We start from the raw sequence: 19589 nt of genomic DNA, 5'->3' as shown, positions 1-19589 counted from the left end.
GCGGATCCTACTCAGCGATGCAGCCACATGCGGATTGCAAGCAGCAATTGATCGGTATTGACGGGCTTTGCGAGATAATCCGAGGCGCCTGCCTCCAGGCATTTCTCGCGGTCGCCCTTCATCGCCTTCGCCGTCAGCGCGATGATCGGCAGGCGCAGGAAGGCCGGGTTCTCCCGGATCACGCCGATGGTCTGATAGCCATCCATCTGCGGCATCATGATGTCCATCAGCACGATGGCGATCTCCGGGTTGGATTCAACCAGTGTCACCGCCTCGCGGCCCGTGGTCGCCGTCAGCACCTTCATGCCGCGACGTTCCAGCACGCTCGATAGCGCGAAGATGTTGCGGGCGTCGTCGTCGACGAGCAGCGCAGTCTTGCCGATCAGATCCTCATCGGAACTGTTCAGCTTCTCCAGCATGCGCTGCTTCTCGACCGGCAGTTCCGTGATCACGCGGTGCAGGAACAATGCGGTCTCGTCGAGCAGGCGTTCCGGCGATTCCACGCCCTTGACCACGATGCTCCGCGCCATGGTGTGAAGTTCCGCATCCTCCTCGGCCGAGAGCTCGCGGCCGGTGAACACCACCACGGGGATGTTTGACAGCGCGTCGTCGCGACGGATTTGATCCAGCACCTCGAAGCCGCTCATGTCGGGCAGCCTGAGATCGAGCACCACGCAATCACAGGGGGCTTCGCGCAATGTCGAGAGCGCGCCGGCGCCCGTGTCGGTGGTCACGATCTCGATGTCGTCGTGATGCAGCAGCTCGCGGATCGACAGCTGCTCGGCCTCGTTGTCCTCGACGATCAGCAGCCGCTTGCGCCGCGGTCTTGCATACTCCTTGATCTGCGTCAGCGCGGCGGCGACGCCCTCGGTCGTCGTCGGTTTGTTGACGAACGAGAAGGCACCGCGCGCCAGCGCATGCTGGCGGTCCTCGTCGAGCGTGATGATCTGCACCGGGATGTGGCGCGTCAGCGGGTTGTGCTTGAGTTGGCTCAGCACCGTCCAGCCGAGCATGTCAGGCAGGAACACGTCGAGCGACACGGCCCTCGGCTGATACTGTTTGGCGAGTTCGAGCGCTTCCGCGCCGCGCGCGGCGACCAGGACCTTGAAACCCTTGTCACGCGCGAGGTCGACCAGGATCCGCGCATAATGCGGATCGTCCTCGACGATCAGCAGGATGCTGTCGCCGGGCTCGAGGTTGAGCCGGTCGTCCGGCAGCTGCTCGGTGACGCGCTCGGGCGCGGTCGCGGCCGGCTGGAGTGCCGGCGGCTGGTTGTGTTGCTGCGAAGGCGTAGCGCGCGGCGCCAGCGTCGGGCCGGAATATTTCAGCGGCAGATACAGCGTGAAGGTCGAGCCTTTGCCGGGAGCACTGCGCAGGTGGATTTCGCCGCCGAGCAGGCTCGCGAGCTCGCGACTGATGGCAAGGCCGAGGCCAGTGCCGCCATATTTGCGGCTGGTGCCGGCGTCCGCCTGCTGGAAGGCCTCGAAGATCAGCTTCTGCTTCTCCACGGGAATGCCGATGCCGGTATCCGATACCTCGAAGGCGATCACGGCCGGCGCCGAGTTCAGCACCGGATGATCCGTGCCCCAGCCGCCGAGTGCACCGGCGACCTTCAGCCGTACTTCGCCTTCGCCGGTGAACTTGAAGGCGTTGGAGAGCAGGTTCTTCAGCACCTGCTGCAGGCGCTTGGAGTCGGTGACGATGCTGCGTGCGAGGTTCGGATCGACGTCGATCTTGAACGACAGGTTGCGGTTCTCGGCCTCATGCCGGAACGGCCGTCCGACCGTCTCGAGCAGGTTCGCGGTGAGGATTTCCTCGGCATCGACCGTCACCGTGCCGGACTCGATCTTGGAGAGATCGAGAATGTCGCTGATGAGGTTCAGCAGATCGGTGCCGGCGCCGTGGATGGTGCGGGCGAATTCGACCTGCTTGGCGGAGAGATTGCCGTCCGGATTGTCGGTGAGCTGCTGCCCCAGGATCAGGATCGAATTCAGCGGCGTGCGCAGCTCGTGGCTCATATTGGCCAGGAATTCCGACTTGTACTTCGAGGTCAGCGCGAGCTCGGTCGCCTTCTCCTCGAGCGCGCGGCGGGCCTGCTCGATTTCCTGGTTCTTGCGCTCGACCTCGACGTTACGTTCGGCGAGCTGCTGCGCCTTCTGCTCGAGCTGGTCGTTGGTCTGCTGCAGTTCGCGCTGTTGCGTCTGCAGCTCGCCGGCAAGCTGCTGCGACTGCTTGAGCAGGCCTTCGGTCTGCATCGTCGCTTCGATCGAGTTCAGCACGATGCCGATGGAATCGGTGAGCTGCTCCAGAAACGTCATCTGCGAGGTCGTGAACGAGGTGAGTGAGGCAAGCTCGATCACCGCCTTGACCTGGCCCTCGAACAGCACCGGCAGCACCACGAGATTCTTCGGTGCGACGCGCAGCAGCGCCGAGTTGATCGGCACTACATCGGCGGGAATGTCGGCGACCACGCGCGGGCGGCGGTCGAGTGCGCACTGGCCGATCAGGCCCTCGCCGAATTGCAGCACGCGCTGATACGGGTAGACGCCGTCGCCGGCATAGGAGGCGAGCAGCAGGAGTTGCGGATTGTCCTCGTTCTCGACCTGGTAGATCACGCCGGTGTGCGCGTTCACCAGCGGGGACAGTTCGGTCAGCAGCAACCGGCCGACGGTGGTGAGATCGCGCTGGCCCTGCAGCATGTTGGTGAATTTGGCGAGGTTGGTCTTGAGCCAGTCCTGCTCGGTGTTCAGCTCCGTCGTGAGACGGAGGTTGGTGATCATGGTGTTGATGTTGTCTTTCAGCTCGGCGAGCTCGCCGCGGGCGTCGACCTGGATCGACGGCGTCAGGTCGCCCTTGGTCACGGCGGTCGCCACTTCCGCGATCGCGCGCACCTGCGAGGTGAGGTTCGCCGCCAGAAGGTTGACGTTGCCGGTGAGGTCCTTCCAGGTGCCGGCCGCGCCCGGCACGTCGGCCTGACCACCCAATCGGCCTTCGACGCCGACCTCGCGCGCCACCGACGACACCTGGTCGGCGAAGGTCGCGAGCGTTTCGGTCATGTTGTTGATGGTGTCGGCGAGCGCGGCGACCTCGCCCTTCGATTTCACGGTGAGGTTCTGCTTGAGGTCGCCGTTCGCGACAGCGGTCACCACCTTGACGATGCCGCGGACCTGCTCGGTCAAGTTCGCCGCCATGAAGTTGACGGTGTCGGTGAGATCCTTCCAGGTGCCGGCGACGCCTGGCACCTGGGCCTGACCGCCGAGCTCGCCTTCGGTGCCGACCTCGCGCGCGACGCGGGTGACTTCGCCGGCGAAAGCATTGAGCTGGTCCACCATTGTGTTGATGGTGTTTTTCAGCTCGAGGATTTCGCCCTTCACGTCCACGGTGATCTTGCGCGACAAGTCGCCGCGCGCGACGGCCGTGGTGACTTCGGCGATGTTGCGGACCTGTGTGGTGAGGTTTGCAGCGAGCAGGTTGACGTTGTCGGTGAGGTCCTTCCAGGTACCGCCGACGCCGGGCACCACGGCCTGACCGCCGAGCCGGCCCTCGGTGCCGACCTCGCGGGCGACGCGCGTCACTTCGGCCGCGAAGGAGCGGAGCTGCTCCACCATCGTGTTCAGGGTGTCTTTCAGCAGCAGGATCTCGCCGCGCACGTCCACCGTGATCTTCTTTGACAAATCGCCGCCGGCGATCGCGGTAGCGACCTCGGCGATGTTGCGGACCTGGGCCGTCAGATTCGAGGCCATGAAGTTGACGTTGTCGGTGAGATCCTTCCAGGTGCCGGCAACGCCGGACACTTCGGCCTGTCCGCCGAGCTTGCCCTCGGTGCCGACCTCGCGGGCGACGCGCGTCACTTCACCGGCGAAGGCATTGAGCTGGTCCACCATGGTGTTGATGGTGTTCTTGAGCTCGAGGATTTCGCCCTTCACGTCCACGGTGATCTTACGCGACAAGTCGCCGCGCGCCACGGCGGTGGTCACCTCGGCGATGTTGCGGACCTGGGCGGTGAGGTTGCCCGCCATCGAGTTGACGGAGTCCGTCAAATCCTTCCAGGTGCCGGCAACGCCGGGCACGTTGGCCTGGCCGCCGAGCCGGCCTTCGGTGCCGACTTCGCGCGCCACGCGCGTCACCTCGCCCGCGAAGCGGTTGAGCTGGTCGACCATGGTGTTGAGCGTGTCCTTCAGCTGAAGGATTTCGCCGCGCACGTCCACCGTGATCTTGCGCGAGAGGTCGCCGCCGGCAATCGCGGTCGCGACCTCGGCGATGTTACGAACCTGGGCGGTGAGGTTGCCCGCCATCGAGTTGACGGAGTCCGTCAGATCCTTCCAGGTGCCGGCGACGCCGGGCACGTCGGCCTGGCCGCCGAGCTTGCCGTCTGTGCCGACTTCGCGCGCCACGCGCGTGACTTCGCCGGCGAAGGCGTTGAGCTGGTCCACCATGGTGTTGAGCGTTTCCTTCAGCTGAAGGATCTCGCCCGACACGTTCACGGTGATCTTCTTCGACAGATCGCCCTTGGCGACTGCGGTCGCGACTTCGGCGATGTTGCGGACCTGGCCGGTCAGGTTCGAGGCCATCGAGTTGACCGAGTCCGTCAAATCCTTCCACGTGCCGCCGACGCCGCGCACGACGGCCTGGCCGCCGAGCTTGCCTTCGGTGCCGACCTCGCGCGCCACGCGCGTGACTTCGCCGGCGAAGGCGTTGAGCTGGTCCACCATGGTATTGATGGTGTCCTTCAGCTCCAGGATTTCGCCGCGCGTGTCCACGGTGATCTTCTTGGAGAGGTCGCCGCCGGCGACCGCCGTCGTCACTTCGGCGATGTTGCGAACCTGCGCGGTCAGGTTCGACGCCATCGAGTTGACGCTCTCCGTCAGATCCTTCCAGGTGCCGGCGACGCCGAGCACGTTGGCCTGGCCGCCGAGCCGGCCTTCCGTGCCGACCTCGCGCGCGACGCGCGTGACTTCGCCGGCGAACGCATTGAGCTGGTCCACGCAGGTGTTGAGCGTTTCCTTCAGCTGAAGGATCTCGCCCGACACGTTCACGGTGATCTTCTTCGACAGATCGCCGCCGGCGATGGCGGTGGCGACGTCGGCGATGTTCCGGACCTGCGCGGTGAGGTTCGAAGCCATGAAGTTGACGTTGTCGGTGAGGTCCTTCCAGGTGCCGGCCACACCGGGCACCTGGGCCTGACCGCCGAGCTTGCCTTCCGTGCCGACCTCGCGCGCGACGCGCGTCACTTCGGACGCAAAGGAGTTCAGCTGGTCCACCATGGTGTTGATGGTGTCCTTCAGCTCCAGGATCTCGCCGCGCACGTCCACCGTGATTTTGCGCGAGAGGTCGCCGCGCGCGACGGCGGTCGTCACGTTGGCGATGTTGCGGACCTGCGCGGTGAGATTTCCGCACATGGCGTTGACGGAGTCCGTCAGATCCTTCCAGGTGCCGGCGACGCCGGGCACGATGGCCTGGCCGCCGAGCTTGCCGTCGGTGCCGACCTCGCGCGCGACGCGCGTCACTTCGGAGGCGAACGAGCGGAGCTGGTCCACCATCGTGTTGATGGCTTCCTTGAGCTGAAGGATCTCGCCGCGGACGTCGACGGTGATCTTCTTGGACAAGTCGCCGTTGGCGACCGCGATCGTCACCTCGGCGATGTTGCGAACCTGGTTGGTCAGGTTGTTCGCCATCGAGTTGACGCTCTCGGTCAGGTCTTTCCAGACGCCGGTCACTTCGGGCACCTGAGCCTGGCCGCCGAGCTTGCCCTCGGTTCCGACCTCGCGCGCGACGCGCGTCACCTCGGAGGTGAACACGCTGAGTTGCTTGATCATCGTGTTGACGATGGTCGCCGATTGCAGGAATTCGCCGCGCAGCGGGCGGCCGTCGACGTCGAGCTTGACGGTCTGCAGCAGGTCGCCCTGCGCCACGGCCGCGACCGCCCGGGTCACTTCGCGGGTCGGCCACAACAGATCGTCGATCAGTGTGTTGACGGAGCCTTCCATGTCGGCCCACGAGCCGGAGGCGAGGCCAAACCGCACGCGCTGCTTGGTGCGGCCCTCGCGGCCAACGACTTCGCCGACCAGCTCGAGCTGCTGCGCCATGCGCTGGTTGGCTGCGATGATTTCATTGAAGGTGTCGGCAATCTTGCCGTCGATGCCGAGATACTCGCCGCTCATGCGAGCGGAGAAATCGCCGCTGCGCATGGCTTGTAGCGCGAGCAGCAGCTCCTGCCGGGAGTCCGGCTCCGACGTACCGTTGATTTTTGGCTTTGGGACGCGACGACCGGAGCGCGACGCAGTTCCGGGATCGAGGTCGCTCATACTGATTCCCCCGCAGGCACCTCGCCGGATCCAAAAGCGAAGCGCGTTGATCGAACTAGACCGTCAGCTGAATCGCAAATCAAGCGCCAAGGTCGCGACGCGTGAAAATGGAACCTGCTCTGCTCAGCCCGGCCAAAACAACCGCGAGGTCTGCGATTGGTTCCACGGGGTTCCGAAGAAAATTGAACTCGCTCTCAGACCGTGTCGGAGCGATCAGGGTTGATGGTGTCCTGAATCTCCTTCAGCGCATTGTCGTGCTTCGTAGCGCGGAACGCGGCGAGGTTACGATCCAGTAAGGGCGGTTGCGGGCAGGGGGTTCCATGCCCACGTCTTGTCCATGAAACAGTCTGACATCTTCAGGGATAACGCCGAGAACTGCCTGCAATTGGCCGAGCGCTCCGACGGGCAACCCGCCTATAATCGCTATTCGCGCATGGCGGATGCCTGGACGGCCTTGGCGAAAGAGCAGGACTGGCTCGATGGCGAAATCCCGCCCGTGACCCGCATTGGTCGTCAAGAGCTGGATGCCTAAAGCATGATCCGGAAAAGTGCTCCCGCTGTCGTGAGCCCGGGTGTGAGATCGCTCACGGAACGCGAGCAACCAATCAACGATATTAGGGACCAGTCGATCGCTTTGATTTTTTGATTCCAGAAGGAGGTTTGCGATGGCTCCACGTCTTGCACTTCTCTCACTCATTCTCGCCTTTGGTGTATCGGTCGCGTTCGCGACGGTGACGACGGTCCGGCAGGTGCATCAGGAAAATGCGTCTGTCGTCGTGCACGCGGCACATGGCTAGTGCCGAGGCCTCTCGCAGGAACATTCGATCCAGGCAAGCGTAAGCGCTTCGACGCATCGAAAGGCGAGAGGACATCATGGCACATTCCGACCACGGCATCGTCAAGGACCAGCGCGGGGAAGATCAGCCGCGCGACAAGCAGCGCGTACAGACCGTGCACACGACGGATCAGAAAGGGTCGCCGTCGCGTGAGGCGACGCGAGATCCCAAACTCAACGACAACAGCAAGACACCCGGCTCCGGCATGACGCCCGATGATTCCGGTGCTGCCCCGAGCGGATAAAGAGGAACGAATCTCCGCCCGAGGAGTCGACAGATTGCTTCCAGTGACATGCCCCCGGTGCTCTGGAAGCAATCTCCAAGGACGGCCCTGGCACCCTGTTGTGCCGGGGTCGTTTGCCTTGTGAGATCGCGTTTGGATCAGTCTTCGGTGCCGCTCTCGGGATCGCCCTGCGTGTGGCCGTCAGCCCCGCGGCCGAACACGCCGAAGCTGCTCGATTTGACCCCGGGGATTGCATCAACGCCCATTGCGGCCAGTCCGAACTTGAGAAGTTCGCGCACCGCTGCGGCACGCGTCGGCATGCGATGCCTGAACCGGAAATCGTCAACGGCGGCCAGCTCTTCCGGGGAAAGCATCACCTGAAGCCGCTCGGCGCGAAGGTCATTCATGATCGTCCACGCAAGGTGAGTAAGGTGAGTAGCTTGCTCAACGGACGAACTTGGCGCGAGTTCCACAAGAGTCGACAGAATCCCCAAATGAGTAAAAATATTCAATAAAATCAATAAGTTAAGATTGAAACGAGTTGCGCATTGGCGCATTCTTCTTGAAAGGGAGATGAGCCATGACGGAAGAAGTCAGGTTGCCCCGCAGGCTTTCCGACGAGCCCGAAGCGCCCAAGCCGGTGCGCCCGAGCCACCAGAAGGTCATTGAACAAGTCGAGCGCTGGGCCAACAGCCCGGGCCTGCAACCCCCGAGGAGAGACGATGCGAAGACGATCTGAACCACACACATTCGAACAACGCATCGACGCGCAGCGGCAGCGCCTTGAGCGTGAACTGGCGAGCCTGCCGGACGGGACGCAGCGCGACGCCCTCAGCGTGCGCATCGAGCAGCTTCGGACCGCGTCCGAAATGTTCGAATTCCTGAAGTTGCGCGAGCCGGCCGCGACGACGCGCTAGCTTCGCCTTGCGGCGTTGCGGCTCACGGCGCGTTTTGGAACGATCATCTTCAAGCAAGGTTGCAAGCAAGGTTGGTCAACGGATTGACTGAGTGGAGAAGTGAGATGTTGAACCAAGGCGAACTGGATCGCGCTGAGATGGGCCGGTTGATCGGCAGCGACAAGGTCGAGGGAACGTCGGTCTATGGCGCCGATCGCAACAAGATCGGTTCGATCGAGCGCGTGATGATCGACAAGGTCAGCGGCAGGGTATCCTACGCCGTGCTCGGCTTCGGCGGCTTTCTCGGCGTCGGCAACGATCACTACCCGTTGCCCTGGCAATCGCTGAAATATGACACCGAGCTCGGTGGTTACATCACGGGCATCACGGCCAGGGAGCTGGACGGCGCGCCGAAATATGGCGAGCGCAGCGATTGGAATTGGGGTGACGATGCGGCGTTGCGCGGCATCAATGCCTATTACGGTGTTCCGTTCGCTTGACCTCGCGACAGTCCGTCCGATCTCGGTTACCAGCAGACCATCGATGCGATGACGCGCTACTTCTCGGCGCGCCGGCGCGGGGGCATTAGGCCGCGTCAGCGCCTCGCCGCCCCGGCCCCGCATGCACATGCACTTGCCTTGCGTGCAGCGGCTCGCCGCATTCCGAGCACACCATCACGGGATCGAACAGCTTGCCGCATGTCTTGTGCTCGTGCAGCAGCGGGCGGCCGCGCTCGTCACCCATGTGGGTGTCGCCCCAATGCACCATCGCCATGATGATGGGATAGAGGTCGAGCCCCTTCTGCGTCAGGATGTATTCGTAGCGCTTCGGCGCCTCGGAGTAGGGCACGCGGCGCAGGATGCCGAAGCGGACCAGCTTCTTCAGCCGCTCCGACAGCAGATGCCGCGTGATCTGGAGCGATGACTGGAACGCCTCGAAGCGGCGCACGCGCAAAAAGCATTCGCGCAGGATCAACAGCGTCCAGCGGTCGCCGACCACCGCGACGGTGCGGGAGAGCGAGCAGGGCTCCTCGTCCAGCGTGTCCCATTTCATGATCCGGTCTCCGGTCCCCTGGTCTAGTCAGTCAGAAAAAGGAACTGACTTGAATTGTCAATGCAATTTTTCAATGAATCTAGCATCCGAGCCTATAGTTTGACAGTTCTATTTTAGAACTATAGCCTCCGCCCCAATCAGATGCTCTCACCGGAGGAGGCGACCTTGCCCAAGCGAAATGCGACCGCGGCCGTGATTGGGGCTGGCGATTACATCGGCGCCGAGATTGCCAGGAAATTCGCCGCCGAAGGCTTTTCGATCTACGCCGGCCGTCGCAACGGCGACAAGCTCGCGCCGCTGGTGAAGGAGATCGAAGCCGCTGGCGGCGAGATCCACGCGCGCTCGCTGGACGCGCGGAAAGAGGAAGAGGTCATCTCCTTCCTCAACGACGCCGACAAGCATGCGCCGCTGGAGGTCTGCATCTTCAATGTCGGCGCCAACGTCAATTTCCCGATCCTCGACACCACCGAGCGCGTGTTTCGGAAAGTGTGGGAGATGGCCTGCTATTCCGGCTTTCTCGCAGGGCGCGAGGCGGCGCGGCTGATGCTGCCGCGCGGCGGCGGCAACATCTTCTTCACCGGCGCGACCGCGTCCTTGCGCGGCGGCAGCGGCTTTGCCGCCTTTGCCAGTGCCAAGTTCGGACTTCGCGCGGTGGCGCAGGCGATGGCGCGCGAGCTCGGGCCGAAGAACATCCACGTCGCTCATCTCATCATCGATTCCGGCGTGGACACCGAATGGGTGCGGCAGCGCCGGCTCGAGGCGCTCGGGCCGAACGCGCTCGATAATCCTGATTTGCTGATGCCGCCGTCGGCCGTCGCCGATTCCTATTGGCAGCTCTATCAGCAGCCCAGGAGCGCCTGGACCTTCGAGATGGAGATCCGCCCGTTCGGAGAGAAATGGTGACCGCGTTACAAAAGTCTGGCTAGATCAGTCCAAGCGCCAAGCAAAATTCCGGGAGGTACTGAAGTGAAGACCGCGATCACCGAACTGTTCGGCATCGAGCACCCCATCATCCAGGGCGGCATGCATTTCGTCGGCTTTGCCGAACTGGCGGCCGCTGTCTCCAATGCCGGCGGGCTCGGCATCATCACCGGCCTGACGCAGAAGACGCCGGAGCTGCTCGCCAAGGAGATCGCGCGCTGCCGCGACATGACCGACAAGCCGTTCGGCGTGAACCTCACCTTCCTGCCGACCTTCTCGGCGCCGCCTTATCCGGAATACATCGCCGCCATCGTCGAGGGCGGCATCAAGGCGGTGGAGACCGCGGGCCGCAGTCCGGAGCAATACATGCCGGCGCTGAAGGCGGCCGGCATCAAGGTGATCCACAAATGCACCTCGGTGCGCCACTCGCTAAAGGCCGAGCGGATCGGCTGCGACGCGGTCAGCGTCGATGGGTTCGAGTGCGGCGGCCATCCCGGCGAGGACGACATTCCGAACATGATCCTGCTGCCGCGCGCGGCGGAGGAATTGAAGATCCCGTTCGTGGCCTCCGGCGGCATGGCCGACGGGCGCAGCCTGGTCGCCGCGCTGTCGTTGGGCGCATCAGGCATGAACATGGGCACGCGTTTCATCGCGACCAGGGAAGCGCCGGTCCATCAGAACGTGAAGAACGCGCTGGTCGCGGCAACCGAGCTCGACACCCGCCTGATCATGCGAAGCTTGCGCAACACCGAGCGCGTGCTGAAGAACGCCAATGTCGATCGCCTGCTGGAGATCGAGCATGCCAAGGGCGACAAGCTCACGATCGACGACATCCACGACCAGGTCGCGGGCGTCTATCCCAAGGTCATGCTGGAGGGGCAGATGGACGCGGGCGCCTGGAGCTGCGGCATGGTCGCGGGGCTGATCCACGACGTCCCCTCCTGCAAGGAACTCATCGATCGCATCATGAGTGAGGCGGAACAAATCATCCGTAACAGGCTGATGGGGTTCCTGGATGGGACGGGTGCGACGCGAAAGGTCGCCTGACACCGCCAAACTTCTTAACCACGGCGGCACTTGGCCGCTGGAATTGCGCGCGACGCCTCCTAAATAGGAGTAAATTACTCCTTAATTCATCAATTTCAGGAGGCGTCCGTGGTCCTGAAAAGCGTTCCTGTTGCGGTTGCCGTTGCCCTCGTGCTTGCGGTGGGCGGCATCGCGCGCGCTGACGGCTACAAGCCCGACGAATATCTCAGCCTCAATCTGTCCAAGGCAGTCCTGTCGCCGAAGCGGCTCGGGCCGGAGACGCACTTTGCGCCCGTTGCGTTGGAGGCGAAGGGCGGCAACGAGGCGCAGGCCCGTGCCGAGCCGGTTAACGTGCCGAAGAAGGTCGCCCGCGCCAAGAGCGAGCCGCGTGGCGCAGCGCGCACGAAGCTTGCGCATCGCCATGGCAATCCGCTGGACGCGCAGGCGATGGACACGCGTATCCAGACCTGGCCATGCCGCTCCGGCGGCATCTGCAACTGGAAGCATTGAGCGGTCCGAGACCGTCACCTCCGCGTCGCAAAACCGTAGGCCCCGAGTCAAGAAACCGTAAGCTCGCCGTCAAACGGCGCAGGCACCTTCCGTCGCGATTCGACGAAGGTCTCCTTGATGGCAACGCTCCGCGCCGCGCGCGCATGGACCCGGCGACAGTTCCTGGTCCGCTCCACATCCACTCTCGCCATCGCCTCGCTCGCAAAGCCCTCCATCAGCCGCGCCGCCGATCGCCCGCGGATCGCGGGCGGCATCCAGTCAGGCGACGTCTCCGATGGTTCGGCGGTGATCTGGGCGCGCGCCGACCGGCCTGCGCGCATGCAGGCGGAGGTTTCGACCGTCGAGAGTTTTAGGACGATCATCGCATCGGCCTCGCGCGACGCTTTGCCGGATGCAGACTTCACCGCAAAGCTGCAGCTCGACGATCTGCCTCCGGGGCAGGACATCTTCTATCGCCTGCGCTTCGACGATATCGCCACCGGCATCACAGGCGAAAGCCGCGTCGGCCATTTCCGCACCGCGCCACTTGCAGGCCGGTCGATCTCGTTCGTCTGGTCGGGTGACGTCGCGGGGCAGGGCTGGGGCATCGACATCTCGCGCGGCGGCTATCGCAGCTATCGCACCATGCTCGCCAACCGTCCGGATTTCTTCATCCACTCCGGCGATCACATCTATGCCGATTGCACGATCCCCTCAGAGCAGACCCTGCCGAACGGCGAGACCTGGCGCAACCTCGTGACTGAAGAGAAATCGGAGGTCGCACACACGCTGGCGCAGTTTCGCGGCAACTACAAATACAATCATCTCGACGAGAATTTTCGCGCCTTCCACGCGGAGGTGCCGATGTTCGCGCAATGGGACGATCACGAGGTCACCAACGACTGGTCGCCGGCCGGCAGCTATGACGAGGCCGGCTACGAGGACGACGGCACGCCGCGCCTGGTCGCGCGCGCACGTCGCGCCTTCTTCGACTTCATGCCGATCCGGGACATCAGCGCGCGCCAAGGCCGCGTCTATCGCAAGATCGCCTATGGGCCGCTGCTCGACGTCTTCATGATCGACATGCGCAGCTATCGCGACGCCACCTGGAACAAGGGCGACGACCACCGCGGCTGGATTTTTGGCGCCGAGCAGCTCGCCTGGCTGAAGCGGGAGCTCGCCGCCTCGCGCGCGACCTGGAAGGTGATCGCAGCCGATTTGCCGATCGGCCTGATCAGCCTCGATGCCGTCGCGCTCGGCGACGGCCCGCCTGACCGGCGCGAGCACGAGATCGCCGATCTGCTCACGTCCATCAAGCGCGCAGGTGTTCGCAACATCGTCTGGCTCACCGCCGACATGCACTACACGGCCGCGCATTATTACGATCCGAACAAGGCGCAATTTCAGGAATTCGAGCCGTTCTGGGAGTTCGTCTCCGGCCCCCTCCATGCCGGCACCTGGGGCCCCGGCGAGCTCGACAACACGTTTGGCCCCGTGGCGATGTACCGGAACGGCTGCAGCGAGGCCCAGGGCGAGAACCTCGCGCCCTGTTTCGGCCTGCAGTTCTTCGGCCGCGTCGACATCGACGGCGTGAGCGGCGTGATGACCGTGACCTTGAAAGACGTCGACAACCGCGACCTCTGGTCGGTCGATATCCTGCCGCAGCCGCAGGCACGTCCGGCTGTAGTGGCGCAGCATTCGTGATTAGCCGCGCCGCGCCCGCCGCGCTATAGTCTCCGCTCCCGCCACCTCTTTTCCATCACCGAAGAGTCTGCTCACGCGGCATCGCCGCGCGCATCCGGCGGGCTGAAATGCCTTAGGGGAGCCTGTTCCATGGACCATCTGAAAACACAGGGCATCAGCATGCCCAAGCTCGGCCTCGGCACCTTCCGCATGCAGGGCGATGCCTGCCGCGCTGCGGTCGAGAGTGCCCTGTCGATCGGCTATCGCCACATCGACACCGCCGAAATGTACGCGAACGAGGAGGCCATCGGTGCTGCGCTCGCCGCCGCCTCCGTGCCCCGCGGCGAGCTGCACGTCACGACAAAAGTCTGGCACGAGAATCTGGCGCCGGACGCGATCCGCCGCGCCTTCGATACCAGCCTGACAAAGCTCGGGCTCGACCATGTCGATCTCTATCTCGTGCACTGGCCGTCGAGATCGGCGAATTGGGGGGCGGTGTTCGAGACCTTGATGAAGCTGAAGGAGCAGGGGCGCACGAGGGCGATCGGCGTTGCCAATTTCACCACCGCGCTGCTCAAGATCGCGGTCGAGGACATCAAGGCGCCGATCGCCTGCAACCAGGTTGAATATCACGCGATGCTGGATCAATCGAAGGTGCTGGCCTATCTCAGGGCGAAGTCGATCCCGCTCGTCGCCTATTGCCCGCTCGCGCAGGGGCGTTTTGCCACCGACCCGGTGCTCGCTGAGATCGGTGCCAGGCACAACGCGAGTGCGGCACAGGTGGCCCTGAAATGGCTGCTCGACCAGGACGGCGTCGCCGCGATCCCGAAGGCCTCGCGCCGCGAGAGCCAGCAGGCCAATCTGGACGCGCTGAAGATCACGCTCGACGATGCTGATCGCAAGAAGATCGCCGCACTGCCAAAGGACAAGCGTTGCGTCAATCCGGGCTTCGGGCCAGCCTGGGATTAACAGCCGATGCGACGCGCACTGCTGCACCCTCTCCCCTTGCGGGAGAGGGTGGCTTTGCGAAGCAAAGCCGGGTGAGGGGTTCTATCCGCGCGCGAATCTCTTGCGTTGGAGTTCGCTGAAGCAACCCCATCCGGCGCTCGGATAACAGTCGCCTATTGATTTCGAAACCGCGTTCGCGCAAAACAGAAGTGCGGTAACGCATCGTGACAACCCCGCTGTCACTGTAATTATCGTGTCTCAGTTCAGGGGTGCAGTCCAGCACTGTCACCGTAATCGCCGTAATCGCGTAATCGCGAGGATATGTCGGCCGTCAAGGGTAGACCGGACCTAACTTAAACCGGGCCGAACCGTCGCGATTGACCCATTGCAGACCTAGGCGAGGCGGTTTTCCGCGCGAGCGGATCCTTTCAAAGACATCGGCTGCTGCGTGCCGTACATGATCGTTCGCCACAACCATTCGACCGGGCCATATCGATAGTGCCGCAACCACCAAGCGCTGAAGATTACCTGGCCGACGTACACGGCAAGCCCGATGGCCAGCGTCTCGGCCGCGCCGAGTTGCCCGAATAGGCCCAGGCCGTATCCATAGAAAATCCAACCAAAGATCACAGACTGGGCGAGGTAGTTCGTGAATGCCATCCGGCCCAACGGCACAGCCCAACCCAGCAGCATTTTTCCGCCCGTCAGTTCGGCTACGGCCAGGCATGTTGCACCATAGCCGAGAGCGATGAGGATCGTGCCGGCGGGAGTGGCCATTGCGTCAAGACTGCGGCTCGCTAAACCGCCGTTGACTTTCAGAAAGATCAAAGTTGCGCCCAGTCCAACGCATGCGGCCGCTGTTGAGAACATGAGCATTCGATCTGGCTTTCGTAGAACGTCACTCCGCCAGATGAACGCACCAAGGAAAAACAGCCCTATGGTGCGTGGGAAGACGTAGATGTGTAGAGGAACGATCAGAGGGATTTCGCGAAGCCGGAATGCCAGCACCTCCCAGAAGCTGCCGGCGGCATAGACGTAATTGGCCTCCTGCACATCGCGTTGGATTGCAGCAAAACTCGGAAATAATCCAGGCGGTGACCATATCTGCAGAGCCAGATACAGTCCCAGGAACGTCGCCGCGCCGCTGGCCAAGAGCCAGCGGGGGCCGAACAGGAATGGTAGAAAGATGAGACCTGCGATTGCATATTCGGTAAGAATGTCACCGTTCCAAATGAGGCAAAGATGAAGCAATCCGAGTGCCAGCAAAACGATCAGACGGCGAAATAAAAGAAGCGCGCGATCCGGGTTCGTCGAAAGATGCTCAAATTGAATTGCAAGGCCGACTCCGAAGAGCAACGAGAAGAGCGCAAACGCCTTCATGTCGACCGCTAGCATTAAGATGGTCTCGACAGCCCTGTCTAGCGGAGCTGCGGGCCGCGCAGCGGGCAGGAACTGCTCAAAAATGGAAATACGAAATTCGGTGACCAGATTGATAGCTAGGACGCCGAGCAACGCCACGCCACGAAGCGCATCGATGCTTCCGATTCTTTCGGATGGATTGATGGGACTGTAACTGCTCTCATCGATTGTAGCGGCCATGCACCAAGACTATAGATTGTGGGAGAGCTTCAGTCACTTCAATTCCGCAAATGGCCCACAGCCAACCTAGCTCGATGTCCGCTGTTCGGCCGCTATTCGATGCAGAGCCAACCTGGTGCATTCGCGAGTCCATGTCCTCGTCGTCTCCGCCGATTCGAACGCAAAGAAATGGCCCTGCGAGGGGCCATTTCCAGTTTGCGTTGCGCATTAGTCCCAGTGGTGATGGCCGTGCCTGATCACCACGACGCGGTCGTGATGGTGCCAGCCGCGATGCCAGCCATTGTCGCGATGCTCGCGGAATTCGGCGCGGGCGCCGTACGGGCCATGATGGCCGTGCTTGACGATCACAGTCTCTGCACTTGCCAGGATTACGGTGACAGTGCACTTAATTCACTCGATCCGTTAAGGCGGCTGCACGCGATGACGCGTGAGTTTAGTGCACTGTCACCGTAATCATGCATCCCACGACCGAGGATATGTCGGCTGTCAAGGGTAGACCGGACCTAACTTAAACCGGGCCGAACCGTCGCGATTGACCCGAAGCGGACTTACCGCTCCCTTGCGGATTAGCGCTGGGGTGGGGCATAGGATGGGCCAATCGACTTGTGATTGTGCAGGCATTCCGATGATCTACCCGACGCTCTTCTTCAAACATCTCAAAGTTCGTCGTGCTATTCGCGACTACCCGCTCTACGACGTCCCGAACAAACAGGAAGAGAGAACGCTCGACGAAGCCAGCGTGCAGGCTAATTTCGCGTATTTCATGCGGGTTCGCCTCGATCGTCTGGCGTTCTTTCAGAATTGGTTGCGCGATTGGTTTGGCGTCAGAGCGGCCTTGAACGGTGACGGTCTGTTGGCGCTCAATGGCTGGATTAATCGCTACGGTGGCGGCCTGATCGACGACGCCACGAACATACAAACGATCTTCGAGACCTATCAGCCGGCCTGGCGGGGCAAATACGCCGGCTACAATGTCATGGTCGATATCGGAATCTTCATCGGCGAATATTTGATCACCAAGCGCCCCCAGTTGCGCTGGGAAATCTATCGCGGCCATCTGAACGACGATAGTGAATTGACGGGCCCCAATCTCAAGCGACCAAATCTCGCCGGCTTCCCGCGCCAGTGGACGGAGGATGCGCTCGGACTGGGCTATGGGGTCATCGCTGGTTCTCGGAAGAGGGCTCATATTGCTGGTCGCCCACATCTCGGTGATCGAAATGCAATGATCAACCACTGCAAGCAGTCACTCCAACTCGCGAACGCTCCTGACAACGGTACTCCCTATATTTTTGGAGACTACAGCAATGAGCCAATCTGATCTTGCTGCGGTCGGAGCGATTCCGGCTTCTGGCCCACAGCCGACCTATCTCGATGTCCGCTGTTCGGCCGCTATTCGATGCAGAGCCAACCTGGTGCATTCGCGAGTCCATGTCCTCGTCGTCTCCGCCGATTCGAACGCAAAGAAATGGCCCTGCGAGGGGCCATTTCCAGTTTGCGTTGCGCATTAGTCCCAGTGGTGATGGCCGTGCCTGATCACCACGACGCGGTCGTGATGGTGCCAGCCGCGATGCCAGCCATTGTCGCGATGCTCGCGGAATTCGGCGCGGGCGCCGTACGGGCCATGATGGCCGTGCTTGACGATCACCGTCTCTGCACTCGCCGGCGTTGGCGCCGCAACCGCGAGCGCACCCAGAGCGGCAACGACGTAACCAAGCTTCTTCATGATGTCCTCCTCCAGTCGAATGCAAATTTAAACCGCGCATTCGCGTGAACGTTCCCAAGGAATCGGGAAGAGGGAATGGGAAGAGAATTCTGAATGGATGTTCAGCATCAGGACGATTGTTGAGAGCAGCGTTGCTGCGGAAGTGTCGGCGCGCCTGATTTGACGTTCTTGCCGTCCCTGATCGTGTACTCGCCGTGCTCGCTGCGATTGTAGATCGCGCGCAGGCTGCCATCCTTCGCGAGCAGCAATCCAAATTCGCGGGTCTGGTGCAGCGATGGAAAGAACACCATCAGATTGAGCAGGCCCTCGGCGTTGACGGTGGCAGACACCACCTCGTTCTCGTCCTTGGCGTCGCCGAAATTGCGCCGGTACATCACGCGGCCGTCCTTCCGGATTTCGTAAGTCAGCAGCGCGCCCCTGTCGCGGTCGGGCCTGACAGAGCAATCGACCGCCCATGAGCCGAGCAGGCCCCATTGCTCGACCGTTGCGGCGAGCGTTTCGGCGCGAGCGAACGAGCAGAATGCAATCCAAAGCACAGCCGCGCACGTCCAGCGGCTCAAGCAACGCGTCATATCCTGAAAAGCCCCGCCTCGAACACGTCCGGACTGTAGCATCCCCGTCGCGGCCGTCCACGCTCGCCTGCCGTCGCGCGCGAATTTGATCCGCGTCAATGAGGCGGCGCGTATCGGGGGTAAGATGGCGCTCCCAAAGGCGGAATTGGATGGACCGATGCTAAACCAAGTGATGGATTTCGCGGGCGAGGTGCTGCCGGGAAGCTGTGCCGTGCCGCCATATTCGGAGGCCGCGTTTCTGGCTGAGCTCGGCCAGCGCCTGAAGTCCTCGCGCGCGCGCTGCGAGCTGTCGCGCCGGGAGCTGGCCCGCCGCTCCGGGATTTCCGAGCGCTACATCGCCCAGATCGAGGCCGGCAAGGGCAATGTCTCGATCGTCCTGCTGCTCCGGCTCGCCTCCGCGATCCACGGCAGCCAGATCCAGGCGGCCTGACGCATCGAGGTGACCGCCATGGGCCAGCTCGTACTCGCGGCCAAGGTCACCCATGTTCCTTCCTTGATGCTGTCGGAGCGGCCCGACAGCCCGTTGCGCGCGGCGCGAGAACCGGCGGTCAGGTCCCTGCGCGAGCTCGGGCGGCGGGCAAGAGAGCGCGGCGTCACCAGCTTCGTGGTGTTCGACACCCACTGGCTCTCCAATTTCGGCTACCACATCAACGCCAATGAGCGGCATTGCGGCGCGTTCACCAGCCACGAGGCGCCGCAGATGATCCAGGATCTGCACTACGATCTGCCGGGTGATACGGGCCTTGCCAAGGCCATCGCGAGCAGGGCGCTCGATGCCGATCTCAACGTCACCGCGCATGAGGTCGCGAGCCTTGGGCTGGAATACGGCACCATCGTGCCGATGCATTACATGAACCCGGACGGCTTCGCGAAGGTGGTCTCGGTCGCCTCGCCGCTGTTCACCTCATTCGAGGAGAGCCGGATTCTCGGCGAAGCAACCCGCCGGGCCATCGACGCGTCCGGTGAGCGCGTCGCGATTCTCGCCAGCGGTTCGCTCTCACATCGGCTCTGGCCCAACCGGAAGCTGGGGCCTGACGCATGGACGTCGATCGCCAGCGAGTTCAACCGCCAGGTCGATCTGCGCGTGCTCGAGTTATGGCAGAACCGCCGTTACCGCGAGTTCCTCGACATGCTCCCCGACTACGCCACCAAGTGCAACGGCGAAGGCGGCATGGCCGACACGATCATGCTGTTCGCCGCGCTCGGCTGGTCCAACTATCGCGGGACGGCCGAGCAGCTCTGCGATTATTTCCCATCGTCCGGCAGCGGCCAGGTCAACGTGGAATTCCACGTCAACCGGTGAGGCATTGGC

21 protein-coding genes are annotated in these 19589 nt (G+C 62.8%); 14 read left to right on the top strand and 7 right to left on the bottom strand.

Annotated features, from left to right (window positions below):
* Window positions 1-11 precede the first annotated feature (11 nt).
* Window positions 12-6305, bottom strand: a complete 6294-nt coding sequence (locus tag M2427_RS18260) for a HAMP domain-containing protein (protein WP_280707895.1) — start codon at window positions 6303-6305, stop codon at window positions 12-14.
* A 337-nt stretch (window positions 6306-6642) separates the two neighbouring features.
* Here M2427_RS18260 and M2427_RS18255 point away from each other — a divergent pair, with 337 nt between their 5' ends.
* The 3 genes from M2427_RS18255 to M2427_RS18245 all read left to right on the top strand — a co-directional run bounded on the left by M2427_RS18255 (window position 6643) and on the right by M2427_RS18245 (window position 7385).
* Window positions 6643-6837: a hypothetical protein gene (locus tag M2427_RS18255; RefSeq protein WP_280707894.1), complete on the top strand. Its 195-nt coding sequence runs from the start codon at window positions 6643-6645 to the stop codon at window positions 6835-6837.
* A gap of 133 nt (window positions 6838-6970) precedes the next feature.
* Window positions 6971-7102 carry a hypothetical protein gene (locus tag M2427_RS18250; RefSeq protein ID WP_280707893.1) on the top strand — a complete coding sequence of 44 codons (132 nt, stop codon included), beginning with the start codon at window positions 6971-6973 and terminating at the stop codon, window positions 7100-7102.
* A 76-nt stretch (window positions 7103-7178) separates the two neighbouring features.
* Complete coding sequence (locus M2427_RS18245) at window positions 7179-7385, top strand: hypothetical protein (RefSeq protein ID WP_280707892.1); 207 nt, start codon at window positions 7179-7181, stop codon at window positions 7383-7385.
* 137 nt (window positions 7386-7522) lie between these two features.
* Here M2427_RS18245 and M2427_RS18240 read toward each other — a convergent pair whose 3' ends face one another.
* Complete coding sequence (locus M2427_RS18240) at window positions 7523-7771, bottom strand: hypothetical protein (protein WP_280708046.1); 249 nt, start codon at window positions 7769-7771, stop codon at window positions 7523-7525.
* A gap of 173 nt (window positions 7772-7944) precedes the next feature.
* Here M2427_RS18240 and M2427_RS18235 point away from each other — a divergent pair, with 173 nt between their 5' ends.
* The 3 genes from M2427_RS18235 (at window position 7945) to M2427_RS18225 (ending at window position 8760) form a co-directional block, all read left to right on the top strand.
* Complete coding sequence (locus M2427_RS18235; protein WP_280707891.1) at window positions 7945-8103, top strand: hypothetical protein; 159 nt, start codon at window positions 7945-7947, stop codon at window positions 8101-8103.
* Window positions 8087-8281: a hypothetical protein gene (locus M2427_RS18230; protein ID WP_280707890.1), complete on the top strand. Its 195-nt coding sequence runs from the start codon at window positions 8087-8089 to the stop codon at window positions 8279-8281. Before M2427_RS18235 ends, M2427_RS18230 begins: the two co-directional genes overlap by 17 nt.
* A 104-nt stretch (window positions 8282-8385) precedes the next feature.
* The gene (locus tag M2427_RS18225; protein WP_280707889.1) at window positions 8386-8760 is read left to right on the top strand and encodes a PRC-barrel domain-containing protein; all 375 of its coding nucleotides are present in this window, start codon (window positions 8386-8388) and stop codon (window positions 8758-8760) included.
* A gap of 85 nt (window positions 8761-8845) precedes the next feature.
* Here M2427_RS18225 and M2427_RS18220 read toward each other — a convergent pair whose 3' ends face one another.
* Entirely contained in the window at window positions 8846-9313 is a 468-nt protein-coding gene (locus M2427_RS18220) for a helix-turn-helix domain-containing protein (protein WP_280707888.1), read from the bottom strand.
* Window positions 9314-9478: 165 nt separating this feature from the next.
* On the opposite strand from M2427_RS18220, the gene M2427_RS18215 reads away from it, so the two are divergent.
* The 5 genes from M2427_RS18215 (at window position 9479) to M2427_RS18195 (ending at window position 14401) form a co-directional block, all read left to right on the top strand.
* Entirely contained in the window at window positions 9479-10216 is a 738-nt protein-coding gene (locus M2427_RS18215; RefSeq protein ID WP_280707887.1) for an SDR family oxidoreductase, read from the top strand.
* 63 nt (window positions 10217-10279) lie between these two features.
* The gene (locus M2427_RS18210) at window positions 10280-11281 is read left to right on the top strand and encodes a nitronate monooxygenase family protein (RefSeq protein ID WP_280707886.1); all 1002 of its coding nucleotides are present in this window, start codon (window positions 10280-10282) and stop codon (window positions 11279-11281) included.
* Window positions 11282-11389: 108 nt separating this feature from the next.
* Window positions 11390-11770: a hypothetical protein gene (locus M2427_RS18205; protein WP_280707884.1), complete on the top strand. Its 381-nt coding sequence runs from the start codon at window positions 11390-11392 to the stop codon at window positions 11768-11770.
* Between the two features lie 117 nt (window positions 11771-11887).
* Window positions 11888-13453 (top strand): alkaline phosphatase D family protein, encoded by a 1566-nt coding sequence (locus M2427_RS18200; RefSeq protein ID WP_280707882.1) that lies wholly within the window; start codon window positions 11888-11890, stop codon window positions 13451-13453.
* Between the two features lie 129 nt (window positions 13454-13582).
* Window positions 13583-14401 carry an aldo/keto reductase gene (locus M2427_RS18195; RefSeq protein ID WP_280707881.1) on the top strand — a complete coding sequence of 273 codons (819 nt, stop codon included), beginning with the start codon at window positions 13583-13585 and terminating at the stop codon, window positions 14399-14401.
* A gap of 372 nt (window positions 14402-14773) precedes the next feature.
* On the opposite strand, the gene M2427_RS18190 is transcribed toward M2427_RS18195, so the two are convergent.
* Together M2427_RS18190 and M2427_RS18185 are read right to left on the bottom strand one after the other, a co-directional pair.
* Window positions 14774-15979: a DUF418 domain-containing protein gene (locus tag M2427_RS18190; protein WP_280707880.1), complete on the bottom strand. Its 1206-nt coding sequence runs from the start codon at window positions 15977-15979 to the stop codon at window positions 14774-14776.
* 207 nt (window positions 15980-16186) lie between these two features.
* Window positions 16187-16369: a hypothetical protein gene (locus tag M2427_RS18185; protein ID WP_280708045.1), complete on the bottom strand. Its 183-nt coding sequence runs from the start codon at window positions 16367-16369 to the stop codon at window positions 16187-16189.
* Between the two features lie 235 nt (window positions 16370-16604).
* Here M2427_RS18185 and M2427_RS18180 point away from each other — a divergent pair, with 235 nt between their 5' ends.
* Complete coding sequence (locus tag M2427_RS18180; RefSeq protein ID WP_280707879.1) at window positions 16605-17300, top strand: hypothetical protein; 696 nt, start codon at window positions 16605-16607, stop codon at window positions 17298-17300.
* A gap of 186 nt (window positions 17301-17486) precedes the next feature.
* Here the strand turns inward: M2427_RS18180 and M2427_RS18175 are convergent, their stop codons facing one another.
* Both M2427_RS18175 and M2427_RS18170 read right to left on the bottom strand, forming a co-directional pair.
* Window positions 17487-17705, bottom strand: a complete 219-nt coding sequence (locus tag M2427_RS18175; RefSeq protein WP_280707877.1) for a hypothetical protein — start codon at window positions 17703-17705, stop codon at window positions 17487-17489.
* A gap of 107 nt (window positions 17706-17812) precedes the next feature.
* Complete coding sequence (locus tag M2427_RS18170; RefSeq protein ID WP_280707876.1) at window positions 17813-18277, bottom strand: hypothetical protein; 465 nt, start codon at window positions 18275-18277, stop codon at window positions 17813-17815.
* Between the two features lie 157 nt (window positions 18278-18434).
* Here M2427_RS18170 and M2427_RS18165 point away from each other — a divergent pair, with 157 nt between their 5' ends.
* Window positions 18435-18707 (top strand): helix-turn-helix domain-containing protein, encoded by a 273-nt coding sequence (locus tag M2427_RS18165; protein WP_280707874.1) that lies wholly within the window; start codon window positions 18435-18437, stop codon window positions 18705-18707.
* Window positions 18708-18725: 18 nt separating this feature from the next.
* Window positions 18726-19580 (top strand): 3,4-dihydroxyphenylacetate 2,3-dioxygenase, encoded by an 855-nt coding sequence (gene hpaD / locus M2427_RS18160; RefSeq protein ID WP_280707873.1) that lies wholly within the window; start codon window positions 18726-18728, stop codon window positions 19578-19580.
* The last annotated feature ends 9 nt before the right edge of the window (window positions 19581-19589 follow it).

Source organism: Bradyrhizobium sp. BR13661 (genome assembly GCF_029892425.1).
GTDB lineage: Bacteria > Pseudomonadota > Alphaproteobacteria > Rhizobiales > Xanthobacteraceae > Bradyrhizobium.
The sequence above is the reverse complement of the archived record's forward strand: the minus strand, read 5'-3'. Positions and strand labels throughout refer to the sequence as shown.

Coding starts and splice junctions, on each gene's coding strand:
- M2427_RS18260 (WP_280707895.1), bottom strand. CDS start 6,305: ATGAGCGACCTCGATCCCGGAACTGCGTCGCGCTCCGGTCGTCGCGTC.
- M2427_RS18255 (WP_280707894.1), top strand. CDS start 6,643: ATGAAACAGTCTGACATCTTCAGGGATAACGCCGAGAACTGCCTGCAA.
- M2427_RS18250 (WP_280707893.1), top strand. CDS start 6,971: ATGGCTCCACGTCTTGCACTTCTCTCACTCATTCTCGCCTTTGGTGTA.
- M2427_RS18245 (WP_280707892.1), top strand. CDS start 7,179: ATGGCACATTCCGACCACGGCATCGTCAAGGACCAGCGCGGGGAAGAT.
- M2427_RS18240 (WP_280708046.1), bottom strand. CDS start 7,771: ATGAATGACCTTCGCGCCGAGCGGCTTCAGGTGATGCTTTCCCCGGAA.
- M2427_RS18235 (WP_280707891.1), top strand. CDS start 7,945: ATGACGGAAGAAGTCAGGTTGCCCCGCAGGCTTTCCGACGAGCCCGAA.
- M2427_RS18230 (WP_280707890.1), top strand. CDS start 8,087: ATGCGAAGACGATCTGAACCACACACATTCGAACAACGCATCGACGCG.
- M2427_RS18225 (WP_280707889.1), top strand. CDS start 8,386: ATGTTGAACCAAGGCGAACTGGATCGCGCTGAGATGGGCCGGTTGATC.
- M2427_RS18220 (WP_280707888.1), bottom strand. CDS start 9,313: ATGAAATGGGACACGCTGGACGAGGAGCCCTGCTCGCTCTCCCGCACC.
- M2427_RS18200 (WP_280707882.1), top strand. CDS start 11,888: ATGGCAACGCTCCGCGCCGCGCGCGCATGGACCCGGCGACAGTTCCTG.
- M2427_RS18195 (WP_280707881.1), top strand. CDS start 13,583: ATGGACCATCTGAAAACACAGGGCATCAGCATGCCCAAGCTCGGCCTC.
- M2427_RS18190 (WP_280707880.1), bottom strand. CDS start 15,979: ATGGCCGCTACAATCGATGAGAGCAGTTACAGTCCCATCAATCCATCC.
- M2427_RS18180 (WP_280707879.1), top strand. CDS start 16,605: ATGATCTACCCGACGCTCTTCTTCAAACATCTCAAAGTTCGTCGTGCT.
- M2427_RS18175 (WP_280707877.1), bottom strand. CDS start 17,705: ATGAAGAAGCTTGGTTACGTCGTTGCCGCTCTGGGTGCGCTCGCGGTT.
- M2427_RS18170 (WP_280707876.1), bottom strand. CDS start 18,277: ATGACGCGTTGCTTGAGCCGCTGGACGTGCGCGGCTGTGCTTTGGATT.
- M2427_RS18165 (WP_280707874.1), top strand. CDS start 18,435: ATGCTAAACCAAGTGATGGATTTCGCGGGCGAGGTGCTGCCGGGAAGC.
- hpaD (WP_280707873.1), top strand. CDS start 18,726: ATGGGCCAGCTCGTACTCGCGGCCAAGGTCACCCATGTTCCTTCCTTG.